The following is a 19,863-nucleotide window of genomic DNA, read 5'->3' as shown; positions in this document are numbered from 1 at the left end:
CATGAAAACTTTTAATTTATAAGAATAGGGAAAACTGAGGATTCATGAAACAGGAACGTATTGCAAAAATTGTTTTAGAAAACGGAATGGAGTTTACAGGGAAATCCTTTGGGTATGAACAGTCTGTTTCAGGTGAAGTTGTTTTCAATACAGCGATGACCGGATATCCCGAGAGCCTGACAGATCCTTCCTATAAGGGACAAATTCTTGTATCTACCTATCCGTTAATCGGGAATTACGGCGTTCCGGCGCCGAAAAAGAATGAAGGTCTTCATACCTATTATGAATCAGACAGGATTCATGTCTCAGCATTGATTATTTCCGATTATTCCTTTAATTATCACCATTGGAATGCCGCAAAAAGTCTGCAGGAGTGGCTTATCGAGCATAAAATTCCCGGTGTGTACGATGTGGATACCCGGGCTTTGACCCAGATTCTCCGGGAAAAGGGGACCATGCTGGGGAAAATCCTCATTGAAGGCGATCCGGATTGGTATGATCCTTCCGGGGAAAACCTGGTGAAAACAGTGAGTGTAGAGACTCCTGTGACGTATGGATCCGGTCGCACCCATATCGGCTTGATCGATTGTGGTGTAAAAAACAACATTATCCGGCAATTGTTGCGATTGGATACAAAGGTAACCCGCCTTCCCTGGGATTTTGATGTGAGCCGGGAGTCGTTTGACGGCATATTTCTTACGAACGGTCCGGGAGATCCCAAGCAGTGTGGTGCAACGATTGATAATCTGAAAAAAGTCCTGCAAAAGGAGATTCCTGTTTTCGGGATTTGTCTGGGATCCCAGCTCATGGCTCTGGCTGCAGGGGCTGATACCTATAAACTGAAATATGGGCACCGGAGTCACAATCAGCCGGTTCAGCAAAAAGGAAGCGCCCGGTGCTATATCACGTCACAAAATCATGGCTATGCGGTGGATCCCGATAGTATCCCCCCGGAATGGGATATCTATTTTGAAAATGTCAACGATGGGACGGTGGAAGGAATCATCCACAAAGAAAAACCCTTTTTCTCCACACAGTTTCATCCGGAAGCTTCCGGTGGACCAACCGATACCCAGTTTCTCTTTGAAAATTTTATAAATAGCATAAAAAGCAGGTGTGATGGATAAACAGATTCAAAAAGTCCTGGTCTTAGGATCTGGTGCCCTCAAAATCGGGGAAGCCGGTGAGTTTGACTATTCCGGATCCCAGGCGCTGAAAGCCCTGAAAGAAGAGGGGATTCAGACCGTACTCATAAACCCCAACATTGCTACAGTCCAGACATCGGAAGAACTGGCAGATAAAATTTATTTTCTTCCGGTAACGCCCCATTTTGTCACCCGGGTGATCGAAAAGGAGCGTCCCAATGGAATTTTATTGGCGTTCGGCGGACAGACGGCTCTCAATTGCGGGATTGCGCTGTATCAAAGCGGTGTATTCGAGAAATATAAGATTCAGGTTTTGGGAACACCGGTCCAGGCAATTATTGATACGGAAGACCGGGATATCTTTGTTGAAAAACTCCGGGAGATTGGTGTAAGCACGGCCAGGAGCATGGCCACATCCACTGTCGAAGAGGCTTGTCAGGCTGCTTTAAATCTGGGATATCCTGTCATACTCCGTGCGGCTTATGCCCTTGGCGGTATGGGATCGGGATTTGCTTCCAACGAAACAGAACTCCGCCGGATGGCCGAATCCGCCTTTTCCTACAGTCCCCAGGTCCTCGTTGAAGAATCCCTCAAAGGATGGAAAGAAATTGAATATGAGGTAGTGCGGGACCAATACGACAATTGCATTACCGTATGCAATATGGAAAATTTTGATCCGCTGGGGATTCATACCGGAGAAAGTATTGTTGTCGCACCTTCTCAAACACTTACCAACAGTGAATATCACAAACTCCGCGAACTCTCCATCCGGATAATCCGGCATATCGGTGTGGTTGGTGAATGCAATGTCCAATATGCCCTGGATCCTGATTCGGAGGATTACCGGGTCATTGAGGTAAATGCCCGGCTTTCCCGTTCAAGCGCCCTGGCTTCCAAAGCCACCGGTTATCCCCTGGCCTTTGTGGCGGCGAAGCTTGGCTTAGGATATGGACTGCATGAGATAAAAAATTCTGTGACTCAAACTACCTCTGCTTTTTTTGAGCCGGCCCTGGATTATATCGTCTGCAAAATTCCCCGATGGGATATGGAAAAATTTCAGGGAGTCTCCAAAAAGATCGGCAGCAGCATGAAAAGCGTGGGAGAGGTCATGGCCATTGGCCGGACCTTTGAGGAAGCGATCCAAAAGGGGCTCCGAATGATTGGCCAGGGAATGCATGGTTTTGTAGGGAACCGGGGATTTGAGGTCCGGGATGTAGATAAAGCCCTTACCGAGCCGACTGATATGCGGATTTTTGTGATAGCCCAGGCTCTGATGACCGGTTATTCCGTGGACAGAATTCATGCCCTTACCCGCATCGATCCCTGGTTTCTGGAAAAATTAAGAAATATCGTAGTCCTGCACAGACAGCTATCTGAGTATTCAACACTCCCGGATATTCCCGACCTGCTTCTGCTCAGGTTAAAACAGTTTGGATTCTCTGATTTTCAAATTGCCCGGACAGTATTGAAAAGTCCGAACCATGCCATCGAAACTGATTTGTTCAAAGTCCGTGAGGAACGGAAACGCCGGGGTATCCATCCTGTTGTGAAGCAGATAGATACGCTGGCCGGTGAATTTCCGGCAAAAACGAATTATTTATATCTTACCTATAACGGTCAAACCCATGATGTGACATACACACAGGATGGAAAATCAGTGATTGTCCTGGGTTCCGGGGCGTACCGGATTGGAAGTTCGGTGGAATTTGACTGGAGCAGTGTCAGTGCCCTGAAAACCATCCATGAACAGGGATACCGGTCGGTGATGATCAATTATAATCCTGAAACCGTGAGTACGGATTATGATGTATGTGATCGTCTTTATTTTGATGAACTGACCTTGGAACGTGTGATGGATATCGCGGAGCTGGAGAATCCCAAAGGCGTTGTCGTATCTGTCGGGGGACAGATTCCCAATACGTTGGCCATGCGGCTTTACCGTCAAAAGATACCGGTACTGGGTACGTCGCCGGTATCCATTGATAATGCCGAGAATCGTCACAAGTTTTCTGCCATGCTGGACCGTCTTGGGATTGATCAGCCCGAATGGCAGGAACTAACTTCCATTGAGGATATTCACCGCTTTGTGGATATGGTGGACTTTCCTGTCCTTATCCGGCCATCCTATGTGCTTTCCGGCGCCGCGATGAATGTCGTATCCAACCGGGATGAGCTGGAACATTTTCTCTCCCTGGCGGCCAATGTATCCAAAGAGTATCCAGTGGTTGTATCCAAATTTATTGAGGAAGCCAAAGAGATAGAGATTGATGCCGTGGCAAAAGACGGGAACATGATTCTCTATGCCATTTCAGAACATATCGAATTTGCCGGAGTTCATTCGGGGGATGCTACTATCGTCTTTCCTCCCCAGAAGATTTATCTGGAAACAGTCCGGCGTATCAAGAAAATTGCCCGGAGTATTGCCCGGGAACTCAGGATATCCGGTCCCTTCAACATGCAGCTTCTGGCGAAAGACAACCAGATTAAGGTGATTGAATGCAATCTTCGGGCATCCCGGAGTTTTCCCTTTGTCTCGAAGGTGTTGAAAGTGAATCTGATTGATCAGGCCACACGGGTCATGTTGGGGGTGGATGTTTCTCCCGTGAATAAGTCTATTTTTGATCTGGATTATGTCGGGGTTAAAGCCTCCCAGTTTTCGTTTTCAAGACTGGCGAAAGCGGACCCGGTTCTGGGGGTGGATATGTCCTCTACCGGCGAGGTTGGGTGCCTGGGTGAAGATGTGTATGATGCTGTTTTGAAAGCCATGCTGTCAGTCGGCTACCGTATCCCCCAAAAGAGTATTCTCCTGTCTACAGGACCCCTTCGCTCCAAAGTGGAAATGATTATCAGCAGCCGGCTCCTCCAGGAAAAGGGATATAAGCTCTATGCCACAAGGGGAACCCATGATTTTTTAAAGAAAAACGGGATTAAAACAACAGTTCTCCATTGGCCTGATGAGGATAAAAAGCCCAACACCCTGGATTATATCCGGGAGAAAAAGATTGACCTGGTGATCAATATTCCCAAAAATCTGACGACGGGTGAACTTCAGAACGATTATGAAATCCGCCGGAGTGCCATTGATCATAATATCCCTCTTATCACGAATGCCCGGCTGGCCAGCGCGTTTGTCTATGCCATGACCCGTTATGAAGAAAAGGATCTGAGTGTGCGGAGTTGGGAAGAATACATTTAAGAGAGTGATGAGTGATGAGTGATGAGTAGAGAGTTGGAGTTTTGAGTGTTGAGTTTTGAGTGTTGAGTTTTTTCTCCCGCAGAGGCGCAGAGGGCGCAGAGGGACTGAGTTTTTTTGGGGATTCTCGCAGAGAGCGCGGAGAGGCTGGGGGGATGATTGGGGGGATTGGTACTTCGCTGCGCTCAGTGTTCAAACGCCTGCGGCGTTTAATAATTCAAGCGGCACTTCGTGCCGTTCAATGGCTTCACTACGTTCAGCATTCCAGCACTGCTTCGCAGTCTTCAAAAAAGAAGTTCAGTCACCTGTTGAAATCTGCAAAGCTGGGATTGAAGATCGAAGGAAGTGAGATCCTTGAACGCTGCGCAGCAGCGTTTGAAAGCCGCAAAGCGGCAATTAATAATTCAAGCGGCACTTCGTGCCGTTCAATGGCTTCACTGCGTTCAGCATTCAAGCGCCTTCGGCGTTCAAGGATTCCAGGCATCAGCATTTGAACACCGAACGAAGTGAGGTACTTGAACCCCATGAAATGGGGGTTGAACGCCGTCAGGCGTTGGAATACCGCGTAGCGGCTATTGAACCCTTGAGCCCATGAACCCCTGAACCCCTGAGCCCTTGAACCAACCATCAGGAGCGCAGCGACGCCAACTTCAGACAGGCCGCAGCCTGTCCCTACACCTCGACACAAACCAGGAGCGAAGCGACGCTAACTTCCAAATTCCAACTTCCAACTTCTAGGAGATGATTGCCTGCCCCGTGAAAAGGGACCCGGTTTACCGGGATATTTCACGGGGGATTGATTCGATTGGTTTGATTGGATGATTAAATCGATGGACATATCAGGAGCGAAGCGACGCTAACTTCCAAATTCCAACTTCCAACTTCCAACTTCTTTAATAGAATTGGCGATTCATTTGATTTAGCGCAAGGATTATAAGAGATTTGGGATATATGATTTCGTTTAGGTAGCGCCCCCCACCCCGGGGGTAAAATACACCGAAATGCGACACAATGCAAGATAATATTGTAATTCATATATATGATGTGTTGAATAACCTATCGGACTGAAATCGGAGGTCAGCCATTCCAGTTACCGAGTAAACTGCAAAGCTGGCGTATTGAAATGCCAGCTATAACTCCAAAATCTTATGAACTATAAAAACACACCAGGCACGAAGTGCCCAAAATTTCAACTTCTAATTTCCAATTTCCAAGACTATCCCACTTATCAGGTAAACCTTATGTTTGGCGGGATCTGTCAAGGTGCAAATCATTTTTCCAATCAGATACATAAGGCTAATCCTGCTCTTTTTGACTGTTTTTTTTAAACAGAAACCATTAACATCACCGATGGTAAAAAGAATCAATCAACAGATAAAGGTGTATGTATGAAATATCGGATTTTTTCACTCTTAATTATTTTGATTTTAGCCGTACAGATGTTTGGTACTGAATTAAATAACCGGGAATTTCGAACGGCATGGGTCATCATTTGGAATTATATGATTTCTTCAACAGATACCGAGGCATCGATTGAAAAAAATAAGGCCAGGACCCGAGAAATCCTGGATAATATGAAAGCAGCCAATATGAATGCCGTCCTCTGGCAGGTCCGTAGGGCAGGAGAGGTCTATTATCACTCCGACTATGAACCCTGGGGGACGTATACCAATAACAGTTATCCCGGCTACGATCCCTTGCAGTACGCCATTGACGAAGCCCATGCCAGAGGGATGGAACTCCACGCCTGGTTTAATACCTTTGCCACGGCTTCCCTCGCTAAAGGGGCTCCGGCACAAAAACATCCAAATTGGGTCTGCCGGGACCGGGATGGAAATCCCATGCAGGATAACCTGTGTTTATCACCCGGACTGGCAGAAGTGCGTGAATACACCCGTGATGTGGTGCTGGAAATTGTCAATAAATATGATATCGACGGGATCCATTTTGACTATGTCCGCTGGAATGAATACACCAACTCCAAAACCAGCCGGGAATGGGCCCGGGATGTAGCAGAGCATGACCTTCCCGATGGATATATCCCTCCTGAAGAAGTGATCTACGACCTGACAAAGAATAAGGGCGGCCGCTACCTTTATGACGTGGAACATCCTTATAGTGGGGGTGTCCCCGCCGGATACAGTTCCTGGGAAAATTATTGGCGCGGATCGGTGAACCAGTTTATCGAACTGGTGGCGGATTCAGTCCGGCAGGTAAAACCCTGGGTGAAGATATCTGCTGCTGCCCTGGGTCGCTATAAAGCCGGTGGGACTGCCAGCTGGAACGGATATTACAGCGTTTACCAGGATGCTGCCAAATGGTTCAATGAAGGCTGGGTGAATCACCTGATGCCCATGCACTACCACTGGACTACGGGTCTGACTTTTTCCTATGCTTTGAAAACGGACTGGTATCCCAATATTGGTCCCGGACTCGATGCCGGATATCATTATACCGCCGGACCTGCTTCCTATATTTTATTGGATTATAATGCCTGGACCAATCATCGGGGAATTGTAAATGATACCCGGGATTTAGGCTGGGTAGATGGCTTTCAGTTTTTCAGTTATGGAAGCTGGGAAAGCTATGCAAACAGCTGGGAATGGGCACGAAATAATATTTTTCACCAGCTTGTGAAACCACCGGTTGCGGAGTTTATGGGATATTCCGCTCCGGCCGATCCGGTGATTACCCTCATTCAGGATGATACAGCCCGATACCGGATTCATGTGGAACCGGGTACTTTGGATCAACCACACTGGTTTGCCGTCTATCGTCAGCAGAGTCCGGATTTTGATCCCGATACCTCGGCAATTTTCCAGATTGTCCGCTCAGATTCTACCTTTGATATCCCCCTCTATTTTGATCCCAAAATGCCCCACCCGGATACCTGGAAATTTTCTGTCACCAGCCTGAACAGAGCCTGGATGGAAAGCGGATTATCCAATGTGGTTGAAACACAATCGCTTCCCATGTATCCTCCGGCCGTTACCTGGCATAGCATAGGGGAAAATGAAACGCAGATTCCTGTCCACCGGAATCTTTTAATTACCTTTGATTATCCTGTGGATCCCGAGACTTTCTCATCTGCTTTGTCCATCTCTCCGGCTGCGGATGTGGTGATCGATTGGCAGGAGGATCTGAAGGCCGTAACGATTCTATTCCCCGAACAATTGCAATATGGTACCCCCTATCAACTCCGTGTGGAACCATCTGCCGTAGGGCTTTATAACCGGATTCCCCTGGATGGAAACAGGGATGGCTATGGCGGGGATGCCTTTGTCCTGAATTTTACCACTGAACCGGTGGATACGGAAGGCCCCGTTGTGGATACACAGGGTCAATGGCCACAGCCCGGATCAACTGAAATTACGGGGTTTTCCGTCAACGGCTTGATTTCAATTCCTTTTAATGAAATCATTGACAGTTCAACCGTTCACCAGGCCCTGACCGTTACAGAAACACCGGCAGGAATTCCCGATACCCTCGATCCGCCGGCTGTGGCATGGAAAGTGACAACGGCCAATCATCGATCCGTACTTACGTTGAAATCCTATACGGAATTTATTCCGGACTGTGAATATACCATCAGCCTGAGTCAGGACCTGAAGGATGCCGAAGGGAATGCCCTTTCTGAACCATTTGAAATGACCTTTACAACCCAGAACCGTCATCTGGCTGATTCACGCTATATTGACCGGATGTTTGCCCGTGGAACCTGGAATAATCCCCAAATGTCTTCCTATACCTATGGGATCAATGAAAGTGTGACCAATTTCTGGTATACAGAGGAGTTTTTCGTGCCTGGACAGACACCGGAAAAGAGCGGCTATCTGACCTATATGTGGAATCCTGACACCACAGACGGCTTTTTATCCGTCGAATTGGTGGATGGTGTACCGGCGATACGGACCCTGGACTCTACAAAAACACTTCATGTTTTCATTTACAGTGATGGAAGCGAAAATCTCTTCCGCCTCTGCCTGAAAGAAATGACAGGCGGAGTGCTTACCGGACTGGAAGTTTCCAACTGGGATACCCTGAACTGGCTGGGCTGGAAACTTTTTGAATGGCCCCTGAATGATCCTGCCGCTGTGGGAACCTGGACCGGAGGTGGCGGTGATGGTATTCTGAACGGGGATGAGTACCTGATTCACAGCTTTCAGTTGAAACGGACACCGGGAAGTGCCCTTTATGGGACGATCGGGGTGGATAATTTTTACCAGGTGGTTTATGGGGATGGTCGTCTGACTGCCATTGAAAAACCGGTGCAGGTCCCCCTGGATTATGCCCTGGGAAATAACTATCCCAATCCTTTCAACCCTGTGACGACCATACCGTTTACCATTGCCCGGGACGGAAGGATTTCGTTGGATGTCCTGGATGTGACAGGCCGCCGGGTGGCGGTTATCCATGAGGGCTTTATCACGGCAGGGGATCACTCCATGAATTTTAATGCCTCGCATCTTGCGTCGGGTATTTATGTCCTGCGCCTCCAGGCAGACGGTGTGCAACGGATTCAAAAAATGGTTCTGATGAAATAATTTTTAAAACATATTCACATGAAACATAAAGCACCTTCTATCGATAGAAGGTGCTTTTTTTATGGGTACTGTTATTGGAGGAGAAAAGATGAAACAACTATTTTGCGGAATACAATCGTAAACTGTTCATAATCACCGTAATACTGCTGACAGACATGGCCAGGGCGGCCAGGATGGGGTGGAGTTCTCTCAGAAGATCCGGAAGGTTTTCGATGGGATAGAGGATGCCTGCCGCCACGGGAATCAGCAGGATATTGTAGAAAAAGGCCCAGAAAAGGTTTTGCTTAATCGTTGTGAGTGTTTTTCGTGCCAGGGAGAGGGTATCCGTCAGCCGGGCACTTTGATGTCCGGATAAAATGATATCGCCGGATTCAATGGCCACATCGGTGCCGGTTCCCATGGCAATACCCACATCCGCCAGGGTTAAAGCCGGGGCATCATTCACACCGTCTCCCACCATGATCACACGGTGACCCTTTTGCTGGAATTCTTTAACGATATCTGCTTTTCCATCGGGCAATACGCCGCTGTGTACCGTTTCAATACCGGCTTCCCGGGCGATGGCCTCTGCCGTGACACGATTATCCCCTGTGACCATAGCTGTTTTGAGTCCCATATCCTGTAAAGACCGGACCGTTTCGGGGATATCTTCCCGGAGGCTGTCCGCCAGTCCTGCCATTCCGGCAACCTGTCCGTCAATCTCTGTCAGGATGACCGTTTGCCCTTTTTGGCGAAGGTCCTGAACCTGTGATGTGATTTCATTTGTGTCATTTTTTTCCTTGAGGATCCATTCCGGTTTTCCCACGCGGATTTTTTGTTTCCCGATCCTGCACGAAAGCCCGTCCCCGCTGTGAATTTTAAAATCTTTAACAGGCTGCCGGGAGATCCCCTGTGATTCACCATATTTTACAACAGCTCTTCCCAGGGGATGTTCTGAAGCGGTTTCAGCTGAAACGGTGAGGGCGAGCCAGTTATCCGGAGCCTTTTTCAGGGGGATGACATCCTGGACGGTCAGTTCTCCCCGGGTGATGGTCCCTGTTTTGTCAAAGAGAATCACATCTGCCCGGGCGGCTGTTTCCAGGGCTGTACCATTCCGGAAAAGAATACCTTTCAAAGCCCCTCTGCCGGTTCCTGCCATAATGGCTGTGGGAGTTGCCAGTCCCATGGCACAGGGACACGCAATCACCAGGACCGCCACCATGCGGAGGAGTCCCGGGACCCATTCACCCAGGGCAAGTCGCCAGATGATCAGCGTCAGGAAGGCAATGCCGATCACCGTGGGAACGAACACCGCGGCGATTTTATCCGCCAGAGCCTGAATCGGGGCTTTGCTCCCCTGGGCTTCACGGACCATGGCAATAATCCGGGACAGGACAGTGGCTTCGCCGACGTTGTCAGCCCGGATTGTTAAAACACCGTATGTATTCAGGGTGCCGCCGGTGACCGGATCCCCCTTTCTTTTATCCACCGGAAGGGATTCGCCGGTGAGCATGGATTCATTCACCGCCGATTCTCCCTCCAGGATTGTCCCGTCCACCGGAATTTTCCCGCCGGGCCGCACGAGGAGGATATCCCCCGGTTCCACCTGGCTGAGGGGGAGTGTGATGGTTCCGGCATCCGTGATTTTTTCCACCGTTTCCGGTTGAAGGTTCAGCAACTCTTTGATAGCCGCTCCGGCTTGTCCCTTGGTCCGGGATTCCAGGTATTTTCCCAGACGGATAAGGGTAATAATCACGGCGGATGTTTCAAAATACACGTGGTCTCCTGCATTTGGAAACAGGATGACAATCCACGAATAGATATATGCCACGGAACTTCCCAAAGCCACCAGGACATCCATATTGGCGGATCCGTTCCGGAGGGATTTCCAGCCGTTTTTATAGTAATCAAATCCGGTATAAAACTGGACCGGGGTGGCCAGAAAGGCGAAGACAAGATTCATCCACAGGGCGTGGCTCCACATGCCCAGGATGCCGAAATCCCGGAGCATACTCAGAATAAAAAGGGGCGCTGTAAAAAGAATTCCGGTCCATAAAGCCCTTAGTTGGTACCGGTGATGTGTATCTATGGTGGATTCTTCACCCGGTTCCTGATCGGTTAAGGGCGTATAGCCCAAATCAATAATTTGTTCAGCCATCATTTCAGGGGAAGCCAGCCCCGGGACATACTCTACTGAAACCGATTCATCGGCAAAACTGGCAGCGGCTTTATACAGTCCGGGAATCTTCCGGGTGAGTCCCCGTTCGATGGTGGAAGCACAGTTGGCACAGGTCATGCCGGCCACGGGGATGCGGATCTTTTTCAGGGGGATATCATACCCGGCGGACTGCACCGAGGACAGGATATCCGCCAGAGAGAGGGAGGACGTATCGTATTCAACGGTGAGTTCTTCTGTGGCAAAATTCACCGAAGCGGACCGGATACCGGACAGTTTTTTAACGGTTCTTTCAATCGTTGCGGCGCAATTGGCGCATGTCATCCCTTGTACGGGGAGGATTTCCTTTTTAACCGCCATCAAATATTTTCCGCCGGATAGCCGATTTCATCCAGAGTATCCAGGATTTGGGATTCTGTTGCCGGTTCGTTCCACGTCACCTTCACATGTTTCGTGGAAACATCTCCCTCTACGGAAGTCACTCCGACCAGGTCCTGCAGTTCCCGGGTAATGGTCATAATACAGTGCTTGCAACTGATATTGGGTATGTAATAGTCTTTTTTCATGATATGTCTCCGTTTTAGCGTATGATGAAAAAGGGGACAAATAGTTTCAGGGGGAGGTCGAGATTTTATTTGAGATAATCATTGACATAAATCGTTGAGACTCCTTAAATTTTCTGGCTTTATGAAGAGGTATTCCGGAGTAGCTTCCGCCACCGCTGACACTAGGCGGACATCGCGGGTGGCTGTTATCCGCACAGGTTTGTACGGATGGGTGTTCGAGCCTTATCTCCGGTAAAAAGAAACAGTATAAGATTTTTGAAATAAAATAATTTCCAACAATCCGGAGTAGCTCAATGGCAGAGCGGGTGGCTGTTAACCACTAGGTTGGGGGTTCGAGCCCCTCCTCCGGAGCAAGTTAAAACCCCGACGTTGTCGGGGTTTTTGTTATGAAATAAAAAAAGGGTAGGGGCGAGAAGTTTATCCCGATAGCGAAGCGTGTCGGGAAGCCCCTCCTCCGGAGCAAGTTAAAACCCCGACGTTGTCGGGGTTTTTGTTATGAAATAAAAAAAGGGTAGGGGCGAGAAGTTTATCCCGATAGCGAAGCGTGTCGGGAAGCCTCTCCTCCGGAGCAAGTTAAAACCCCGACGTTGTCGGGGTTTTTGTTATGAAGTAAAAAAAGGGTAGGGGCGAGAAGTTTATCCCGATAGCAAAGCGTGTCGGGAAGCCCCTCCTCCGGAGCCAAGACATAAGCCTTGATGTACTATCAGGGCTTTTTTACGATATGGATATTATAAAAAAACGGAGACTCAGCGTAATCGATGCCAGCAGAGTCAAAGTCTTCAATGTAATATTTTTAATTAAATATTAATGTTTGCATAACCCGCATTTCGTCAAATCATTTTACAAAATGCATATCAATTCGTTCAATGGTTTTACAAAATGTATGTTTGAGCGTGAATTTATTCGTAAAAAATATGCTCATCAGAAGCATTTTTGTGTTAACTCTGTGCATTATTTGTATGGCACACGTTCAGGTTAAGATACTTTTCAAAAGGTTCAAAATCCTTATCATTGTGTAATAATATGAATCCATTGGTGATGCAAAACGTTGCAATCAAGACATCTATGGTCTTTCTGACAGTGATTCCTTTTTTCCTTAAAAATCGATAATTATCTGCACTTTGTATAGCATTCTCCTTTCCACCGATGGAATAACAGGGAAATGAAAGCAGGATTTTTTTTGCTTTCCGATATTCCTGATCTTTGTGAAAGCCCTGTAACACTTCTGTTAACACATAATCACCGATGATGATTAATTCTTTTCCGAGTTTGGAATCAAGAACTTCCACTTGCCATGTATCGTTGCCATTGAAATAATCTATGAAAACGGTTGAATCGACGAATATCATGAATCGGATCTCATTTTTTCAAGATCGCCATCCCAATGTAACTTTCCGCGAAGTGATTTTAATTGCTTTTGTTGTTGGATTTGTATGAGTGCTTTTAATCCCTCTTCAACAACTTCTTTTTTTGTCTTCAAGCCTGTTATTTTAAGTGCCAGGTCCATTAATTTATCATCAATCACGATATTTGTCCGCATGAAGCCTCCCTTGGCAATGTGTATATTTATTGATAATATACACATTTCTGGGATCATCCACAATGCGTAAGACGCAGCGTGCAGCTTACGAAAATGTACGTTTGGGCACCTGTAGAGTTCAGTCAATTGTTTTTTAACAGGATAAAAGCACCTAAAAAGTAAGAAATCATTAAAAATGCCGGTCATTTTCCCATAGAATCACCGGGTTTGCAACAACCGGGATAGGAATGGTTCTGGTTTATCCGGTATGGCATCTATGGAGGATTGAAGCCGTCTGTGGACAAAGAACCTCCAGGGGGAAATAGAAATATTTTATTGTCTTTCATGATTCCAGAGGTTATGTTTTTTTAAATACGAATAATTATTATACAGTAAAAATGGGACTGTGATAGGCGGAGCCGCTGGGTGAGGTGTATGGAAAAGACGAAAAGAATCATCCCGTTTAAAAAATCATTAGGGTTTATAGAATTGGTGAGTCACGTACATCAGCACATAATCATCCACCTCACATCAAATACATATCATGACTCACATGTTACGGCCCAGTTTTGCCACACATCTTCTTGAACAGGGTACAGATTTGCGATATATTCAGGAGTTATTGGGGTATATCAGTTCAAAAACAACAGAAATATATACGCATATATCAAAGAAGGCCATCGATCAGATCAAGAATCCAATCGATGATTTTTTTAAAGATGAATGATATAGAAAAAATAAACACTATAGTGTTTATTCAGACGTTGCCGCCAATAGCTTGATAAGAAACTATGGTTTTAAAAAATAAAATGATGATTATCTTTGATTGTAAAAGTAGAAACCTCTAAAAACGAAGAACCCGGCTTCATCACCAGCATAAAGACTGGGAGAGGAATTACCGGGACGACAATACATAGATAACAATAAATGGATAGAAAATCAATAGAAAGAATATTATCTGCAGATAGATTAAATCCTTATCTGACCCATCATTCAGATAATTTTGATAAAGCACTTAAACATTACAAGGCCAACATAGAGATATCGGAATCATTTTAGCCATTATTGGCAATATTAGAAATTGGACTTAGAAACAATATTGATTATCAGCTCAAAAGAAAGTTTAGTACTGAAAATGGTTTGAAAATTCTGAATTCATAAAAATTATATCACGATTTCAAATTGACAAAATCACAGATGCCCAAAACAGCATATTGCGAGAGAAAAAAGCAATTACACCTGGAAAAGTAATTGCGGAATTATCATTTGGATTTTGGACTTCGTTATTGGACTCAAGATTTGAAAAAACTTTGTGGAAAAATTTAAGATTATCATTTCCAAATTGCCCGAAAAAATTGCGCCAGAGAAAAACCATGAGTTCAAAATTTAAAGGGATTAGAAAATTTAGAAAACGAATATTTCACCACGAATCTGTAAGCTGGAATTACTCTGCATTAACAAACTATCGTGATGAAATAATAGAAGGAATTGACTGGCTTGATAAAGAATTGTTGAATTGGTCGGAAGAATTATTCAAAACCGATTCTATTATAGAGAAACACAAAGAAATAATTGGATAGCTACAGGCTGCAACATGGCATCATAAGCCATAGCGCTGTGTACTAAGATAATAAACTATAAGGCGAAACAAATGAAATTTCTAAACACAACGGTTTATACCGACAATAAAAGCGCTACGGCTCATATGCCTGTTCATTACCACAAATGGTTGAAAAAATGATGCCATGTATAGAAAATTGAAAATTATTATCAATCAAAGCAATCTTTGTAAAAAAAATTAAATTCTCTTTACAGATTGTAGTATATTTGTAAAGAAAACATCGAAATCTTTACACAATGAATCAAATTAAAAATTGGAAATTAAAAGAACTGCCACTGACGGTTGACGTTGAGACGAAAGCAGTTCTTAAAAGCTTACCCTCTGCTCATGCGGCTTTGGCAGAATTAAAAGGAATTGCATCAACAATTCCAAACCAAATCATTTTGATAAACACTTTGGGGCTGCAAGAAGCAAAAGACAGTTCTGCAATTGAAAATATAATTACAACTCATGATGAATTGTACAAATCGGAATTAAAACTCGAAACTTTTAAATCGCCTGAGGCAAAAGAGGTTCAAAATTATATTTCCGCGTTAAAAAAAGGTTTTGAATTAATTAAAGCCAAAGGGATAATTACCAATAACATCATTATTGAAATTCAAAAAGAATTGGAAGGGAACAGTGCCGGTTTTCGAAAATTACCCGGAACTGCTTTGAAAAATTTATCAACAGAAGAAACCATTTATACTCCGCCGCAAGATATTCATGAAATAAACAAATTGATGGCAAACCTCGAAAAATTCATGAATGACCCTTCAATGTGCGATTGTGACCCAATTATTAAAATGGCAATAATCCATTACCAGTTTGAAAGTATCCACCCGTTTTACGATGGAAATGGACGAACAGGAAGAATCATAAACATTCTTTATCTGATAATTGAAAAATTACAAAATCTCCCAATTTTATACCTAAGCAACTATATCATTCAAAATAAATCAGATTATTACAGATTGTTACAACAACTCAGAGAAAATGAAAACTGGGAAGAATGGCTTTTATTTATGATCCATGGAATTGAAAAAACTGCGAGAGAAACGATTGATTTAATTATCCAAATTCGGGAGTTAATGTTGGAATACAAACATATACTTCGGGACAACTATAAATTTTACAGCCAGGATTTATTGAATAATTTGTTTAAACATCCCTACACAAAAATTGATTTCATTGTTAATGACTTGAATGTTTCAAGAATAACTGCCGCAAAATACCTGAACAAATTAGCTGAAGATGGAATCTTAAGAAAAGAAAAAATTGGGACGGGGAACTATTATATTAATGAAAAATTATTTTACCTATTGACAAAAAGATAAAACCACATTACGGTAACATTGTGCAAATTTCAGGGCGGTGGAAGTGGTATGCGGTTGGCAGGTTCACGCCCGATTTCTCTTGTCCTCCGGACAGGAATACGCAACGCAACCCGCCCCGAAAACTTGCATTGAGATGTTAGACAAAATATTGTGAGAATAAACATAATTATATAAAAACTTAAAAATGAAATACTTCAAACTTTTCTTTCTATTAATCCTGGTATCATGTTCAATCAATCAAGAAAATGAAATTAAAAAGAAAGCTTTTCAGCAAGCGCAAGAAATGGCTGAATTATATAATAACAGAGAAATTTCAAAATATGTAGACTATTTATTACCCGTTTATTATGGTAACGACTCGACCAACAAAGCAAATTTTGCTGGATTCTGGGAAATGATTTTGAAACAGGATACGGCTAAAGTCAAACTTATAGAAATCTCAAAACTCACTAAATCAGGAAATCAGTATCAAGCTCTATATCACTGTAATTTCAGAAACAGTAAAAATTATACAATTGGAATTTCAAACGATGAAGGTCAGACATGGAGGTTTACGACATTCTTTAATGAATCTATAAAGTTTGACCAGCTATTGGAAAAGATCCCTTCTTTAGACCATTCTTTTGCTAAAATAATTGATGAAAATTTTGGGAAAAGAATAAATTATAAAATTGGGGAAAAGATTTCGCCATTCAATTATACTGATATTTATGGCAATGAACTTTCTTCGGAATCATTGAGAGGTAAAGCTATTGTTTTGAATTTTTGGAGTCCATCCTGTGCCCCATGTATTAAAGAAATACCTGAATTAAATAAGCTCACTGAAAAATATGACGCTGAGAATGTAAAATTTATTGCCTTAGCGGTTCTTACAGATAGAGAGATGCTCATAAATCAGTTTCTCCCCCAAAAACCGTTTTTATATGATATTGTAATTGTTAATGCTGATGATTTTGTAATTTCTTCATACCCTACTCATGTAATTATTAATCAAAATCATGAAGTAAAAGAGATAATAACAGGTTATTCTGAAGAGAATATTCAAAAATTAGAGCAGGTTATTCATGACATTTTGTGAAAAAACTTTGCCTAACACGCAATTAAAAACATAGGCAGAAAGTGCTAAATTTGAACAATATAACATTTAATTAATTGATCGGTAACATGGCAGATAGGAGCTTCGAAAAGACCTACGTTTCTTATTGCCATCCTTATGCAAAATTGAGTTTTTTTATTGGATAATATATAATATGAAAAAAATATTAAAGTTGATAACGATTGGATTGACCCTGATTTTAATAGTAGGATTTGTGACCTTTCAATATAGCTGCTCTTGGAAAAACGTTGCTTAATCAGATTGTCCGTAAGCGTCAAAAAGATATCACGGGCCTGATCTATACTACCAATCCCATCGAAAGTTTTAACCGCTCCTTACGAAAAGTGTCGAAAAACCGGCCGGTTTTTCCCCACATCTTCTTGAACAGGGTACAGATTTACGATATATTCAGGAGTTATTGGGGTATAGCAGTTCAAAAACAACAGAAATATCCGCATGTATCAAAGAAGGCCATCGATCAGATCAAGAACCCGTCGATGATTTTTTTGAGGACGAATGATATAGAAAAAATAAACACAATGGTGTTTACATAGACGTTATAACCAATGTAAAAGAAACAGTCATGAGCCTAAAGAAACCATACAAAAGCTCCACAATCCAACACTAATACCAAAGCTTTGCCAAAGAGTGTAATCTTGCCGCAACATTCAATTATCAAAAAATTTTATTCAAATTTTATTCTAAATTGAATAGTAAACTAGCAGTATGAAAATTTTACTTATAGAAGACGAACAAGAACTCGCCAAAAGTATTATCGACTATCTTACAGGCAACGATTTTGTGTGCGAATGGGCTGATAATCTGGATACTGCATTGGGTAAAATTTCTGCTTATGATTATGACTGCATCCTGTTGGACCTGATGCTGCCCGACGGCAACGGCTTTGAAATCCTGAAAGAACTCAAACGGCAAAACAAAAGCGACGGCGTCATCATTATTTCGGCCAAAGAAACTTTGGAAACCAAAATCGAAGGCTTGCAGCTGGGCGCCGATGATTATCTGACAAAACCCTTTCACTTATCCGAACTTATGGCAAGAATACAGGCGCTTATCCGGCGAAAGAATTTTAACGGCAATAACATTCTTACTTACAACGAAATTAAAATTGACCTGCTTTCAAAAACAGTTATGGTAAATGAAAAAAAGATTGACATTACTAAAACAGAATTCGAATTGCTGCTTTTCCTTACGGGAAATAAAAACCGGGTGCTTTCCAAAAATGCTATTGCCGAGCATCTTTCCGGCGATATGGCCGATATGCTCGACAATTTTGATTTTGTGTATGCTCACATAAAAAATCTGAAAAATAAACTAAAACACGCAGGTTGCCCCGATTATATTAAAACAGTTTACGGACTTGGTTACAAATGGCAAAATGACTAAAAAACTACTGCATAAAACCTCAAAATCGTATCTGTTGCTCACATCAATCTTACTTTTGATAAGCGCACCAGTTTTTTATTTTCTCATTCAAAACCTCTATCTCGAAGATGTGGACGAAGCATTGGAACTTCGCAAAGATGAATTTTTACAATATTCCGTAAATCAACTCAAAGAAAGCGATATTCCGTTTTGGAACGCCTATAATCGGGATATAAAAATCCTGAAAAACCAATCCATCAAAACCGATACTTACTTTTATAAAAGTTATTACGATTCGTTGGGACAGGAAAATGAGCCTTACAGAGAATTAAACACCCCGGTTTTTATTCAGGGGAAGCCTTATACTTTGTCGGTTCGTGACAATATGGTCGAATCGGAAGATTTAATTTTAAGCATCTTCTCAATTTTTATATTTCTGTTGATTATTATGCTGATAGGTTTGTTTTTTATCAATAAACGATTATCGGCAAAACTATGGCAGCCTTTTTATCAAATCATTGAGCAAATAGAAAACTTTGAAGTCGATAAAAATAATCTGCCACAACTACCTGATACTGATATCGAAGAATTCAGAAAACTCAATCAAAGCATTGAATATCTGATACAAAAAAACAGGGCGATTTACCGCAACCAACGTGAATTTGTGGAAAATGCTGCCCACGAACTGCAAACACCGCTGGCCGTTTTTCAGTCAAAAATTGATACACTCATGCAAACTGCCGATTTCACCGGGCAGCAAAGCGAGATACTTAATTCATTAAACGATAGCGTTTCGCGATTAAATCGCTTAAACAAAAACCTGCTGCTGCTGTCAAAAATTGAGCATGAAACTTACGATCAGAAACAAACGCTCTGTTTAAACGAAATCATTGAAAAGCAACTCGACTTTTTTACCGAACAGGCTCATTCGAAAAAGATTCACATTAAAACAGATATTAGCGAACAGCTATTTATTGAATCGAACCAAACGTTAGCCGAAATTCTCATCAGCAACTTATTGATGAATGCCATCCGGCACAATGTTAAAAATGGTCAGGTTTTGATTAAAATTATGAGCAACTCAATAAATTTCATAAATACCGGCACTCCCCAGGCCTTGAATAAAGAAAAATTATTTACCCGCTTTTCAAAAATCAATCCATCGGCTCAAGGCAACGGATTGGGTTTGGCTATCGTGAAAAAAATTGCCGATCTGAACCATTGGGAAATCAAGTATTTCTTTTCAGAAAACAAGCACATTTTTTCTGTGCAATTCTAAAAATTCAAAATTTCTTCGAAATCGATTTTTATTATAGTTATATGAA

Annotated in this window: 13 protein-coding genes, 1 tRNA gene and 1 pseudogene; 11 read left to right on the top strand and 4 right to left on the bottom strand. The window is 43.1% G+C overall.

The window, feature by feature from the left end; translation table 11 throughout:
* Positions 1-44 precede the first annotated feature (44 nt).
* The 4 genes from carA to strainIA91_RS10145 all read left to right on the top strand — a co-directional run bounded on the left by carA (position 45) and on the right by strainIA91_RS10145 (position 8,882).
* Positions 45-1,127, top strand: coding sequence for a glutamine-hydrolyzing carbamoyl-phosphate synthase small subunit (carA, locus tag strainIA91_RS10160; RefSeq protein WP_400166667.1), 1,083 nt, complete (start codon positions 45-47; stop codon positions 1,125-1,127).
* A complete protein-coding gene (gene carB / locus strainIA91_RS10155) occupies positions 1,120-4,341 on the top strand; it encodes a carbamoyl-phosphate synthase (glutamine-hydrolyzing) large subunit (protein ID WP_400166666.1) in 3,222 nt (1,073 codons plus the stop codon). Before carA ends, carB begins: the two co-directional genes overlap by 8 nt.
* 152 nt (positions 4,342-4,493) lie before the next feature.
* Positions 4,494-4,832 (top strand): hypothetical protein, encoded by a 339-nt coding sequence (locus tag strainIA91_RS10150; RefSeq protein WP_400166665.1) that lies wholly within the window; start codon positions 4,494-4,496, stop codon positions 4,830-4,832.
* 894 nt (positions 4,833-5,726) lie between these two features.
* Entirely contained in the window at positions 5,727-8,882 is a 3,156-nt protein-coding gene (locus tag strainIA91_RS10145) for a family 10 glycosylhydrolase (RefSeq protein ID WP_400166664.1), read from the top strand.
* A gap of 97 nt (positions 8,883-8,979) precedes the next feature.
* Here strainIA91_RS10145 and strainIA91_RS10140 read toward each other — a convergent pair whose 3' ends face one another.
* Positions 8,980-11,397 carry a heavy metal translocating P-type ATPase gene (locus strainIA91_RS10140; protein ID WP_400166663.1) on the bottom strand — a complete coding sequence of 806 codons (2,418 nt, stop codon included), beginning with the start codon at positions 11,395-11,397 and terminating at the stop codon, positions 8,980-8,982.
* Positions 11,397-11,603, bottom strand: coding sequence for a heavy-metal-associated domain-containing protein (locus strainIA91_RS10135; protein ID WP_400166662.1), 207 nt, complete (start codon positions 11,601-11,603; stop codon positions 11,397-11,399). The genes strainIA91_RS10140 and strainIA91_RS10135 overlap by 1 nt, the downstream gene beginning before the upstream one ends.
* 279 nt (positions 11,604-11,882) lie before the next feature.
* Here strainIA91_RS10135 and strainIA91_RS10130 point away from each other — a divergent pair.
* A tRNA-Asn gene (locus tag strainIA91_RS10130) sits at positions 11,883-11,954 on the top strand.
* A 587-nt stretch (positions 11,955-12,541) separates the two neighbouring features.
* Here strainIA91_RS10130 and strainIA91_RS10125 read toward each other — a convergent pair.
* Positions 12,542-12,952, bottom strand: a complete 411-nt coding sequence (locus strainIA91_RS10125) for a PIN domain nuclease (RefSeq protein WP_400166661.1) — start codon at positions 12,950-12,952, stop codon at positions 12,542-12,544.
* Positions 12,949-13,143 (bottom strand): type II toxin-antitoxin system VapB family antitoxin, encoded by a 195-nt coding sequence (locus tag strainIA91_RS10120; protein ID WP_400166660.1) that lies wholly within the window; start codon positions 13,141-13,143, stop codon positions 12,949-12,951. The genes strainIA91_RS10125 and strainIA91_RS10120 overlap by 4 nt, the downstream gene beginning before the upstream one ends.
* Before the next feature lie 520 nt (positions 13,144-13,663).
* On the opposite strand from strainIA91_RS10120, the pseudogene strainIA91_RS10115 reads away from it, so the two are divergent.
* From strainIA91_RS10115 to strainIA91_RS10090, 6 genes and pseudogenes are all read left to right on the top strand, one after another.
* Positions 13,664-13,849 (top strand): annotated as a pseudogene (locus strainIA91_RS10115) (tyrosine-type recombinase/integrase); the annotation flags it as partial.
* Positions 13,850-14,336: 487 nt separating this feature from the next.
* Positions 14,337-14,702 carry a hypothetical protein gene (locus tag strainIA91_RS10110; protein ID WP_400166659.1) on the top strand — a complete coding sequence of 122 codons (366 nt, stop codon included), beginning with the start codon at positions 14,337-14,339 and terminating at the stop codon, positions 14,700-14,702.
* Between the two features lie 277 nt (positions 14,703-14,979).
* Complete coding sequence (locus tag strainIA91_RS10105) at positions 14,980-16,059, top strand: Fic family protein (protein ID WP_400166658.1); 1,080 nt, start codon at positions 14,980-14,982, stop codon at positions 16,057-16,059.
* 184 nt (positions 16,060-16,243) lie between these two features.
* Positions 16,244-17,137, top strand: coding sequence for a TlpA family protein disulfide reductase (locus strainIA91_RS10100; protein ID WP_400166657.1), 894 nt, complete (start codon positions 16,244-16,246; stop codon positions 17,135-17,137).
* Between the two features lie 744 nt (positions 17,138-17,881).
* Positions 17,882-18,559 carry a response regulator transcription factor gene (locus strainIA91_RS10095; RefSeq protein ID WP_400166656.1) on the top strand — a complete coding sequence of 226 codons (678 nt, stop codon included), beginning with the start codon at positions 17,882-17,884 and terminating at the stop codon, positions 18,557-18,559.
* Positions 18,552-19,817: a HAMP domain-containing sensor histidine kinase gene (locus strainIA91_RS10090; protein ID WP_400166655.1), complete on the top strand. Its 1,266-nt coding sequence runs from the start codon at positions 18,552-18,554 to the stop codon at positions 19,815-19,817. The genes strainIA91_RS10095 and strainIA91_RS10090 overlap by 8 nt, the downstream gene beginning before the upstream one ends.
* Positions 19,818-19,863: the final 46 nt, after the last annotated feature.

Source organism: Candidatus Neomarinimicrobiota bacterium (assembly GCA_041154365.1).
Taxonomy (GTDB): domain Bacteria; phylum Fidelibacterota; class Fidelibacteria; order Fidelibacterales; family Fidelibacteraceae; genus Fidelibacter; species Fidelibacter multiformis.
The sequence above is the reverse complement of the archived record's forward strand: the minus strand, read 5'-3'. Positions and strand labels throughout refer to the sequence as shown.

Excerpts from the sequence above, each read along its gene's own strand:
- carA (WP_400166667.1), top strand. The coding sequence starts at position 45 with ATGAAACAGGAACGTATTGCAAAAATTGTTTTAGAAAACGGAATGGAG.
- carB (WP_400166666.1), top strand. The coding sequence starts at position 1,120 with ATGGATAAACAGATTCAAAAAGTCCTGGTCTTAGGATCTGGTGCCCTC.
- strainIA91_RS10150 (WP_400166665.1), top strand. The coding sequence starts at position 4,494 with ATGATTGGGGGGATTGGTACTTCGCTGCGCTCAGTGTTCAAACGCCTG.
- strainIA91_RS10145 (WP_400166664.1), top strand. The coding sequence starts at position 5,727 with ATGAAATATCGGATTTTTTCACTCTTAATTATTTTGATTTTAGCCGTA.
- strainIA91_RS10140 (WP_400166663.1), bottom strand. The coding sequence starts at position 11,397 with ATGGCGGTTAAAAAGGAAATCCTCCCCGTACAAGGGATGACATGCGCC.
- strainIA91_RS10135 (WP_400166662.1), bottom strand. The coding sequence starts at position 11,603 with ATGAAAAAAGACTATTACATACCCAATATCAGTTGCAAGCACTGTATT.
- strainIA91_RS10125 (WP_400166661.1), bottom strand. The coding sequence starts at position 12,952 with ATGATATTCGTCGATTCAACCGTTTTCATAGATTATTTCAATGGCAAC.
- strainIA91_RS10120 (WP_400166660.1), bottom strand. The coding sequence starts at position 13,143 with ATGCGGACAAATATCGTGATTGATGATAAATTAATGGACCTGGCACTT.
- strainIA91_RS10105 (WP_400166658.1), top strand. The coding sequence starts at position 14,980 with ATGAATCAAATTAAAAATTGGAAATTAAAAGAACTGCCACTGACGGTT.
- strainIA91_RS10100 (WP_400166657.1), top strand. The coding sequence starts at position 16,244 with ATGAAATACTTCAAACTTTTCTTTCTATTAATCCTGGTATCATGTTCA.
- strainIA91_RS10095 (WP_400166656.1), top strand. The coding sequence starts at position 17,882 with ATGAAAATTTTACTTATAGAAGACGAACAAGAACTCGCCAAAAGTATT.
- strainIA91_RS10090 (WP_400166655.1), top strand. The coding sequence starts at position 18,552 with ATGACTAAAAAACTACTGCATAAAACCTCAAAATCGTATCTGTTGCTC.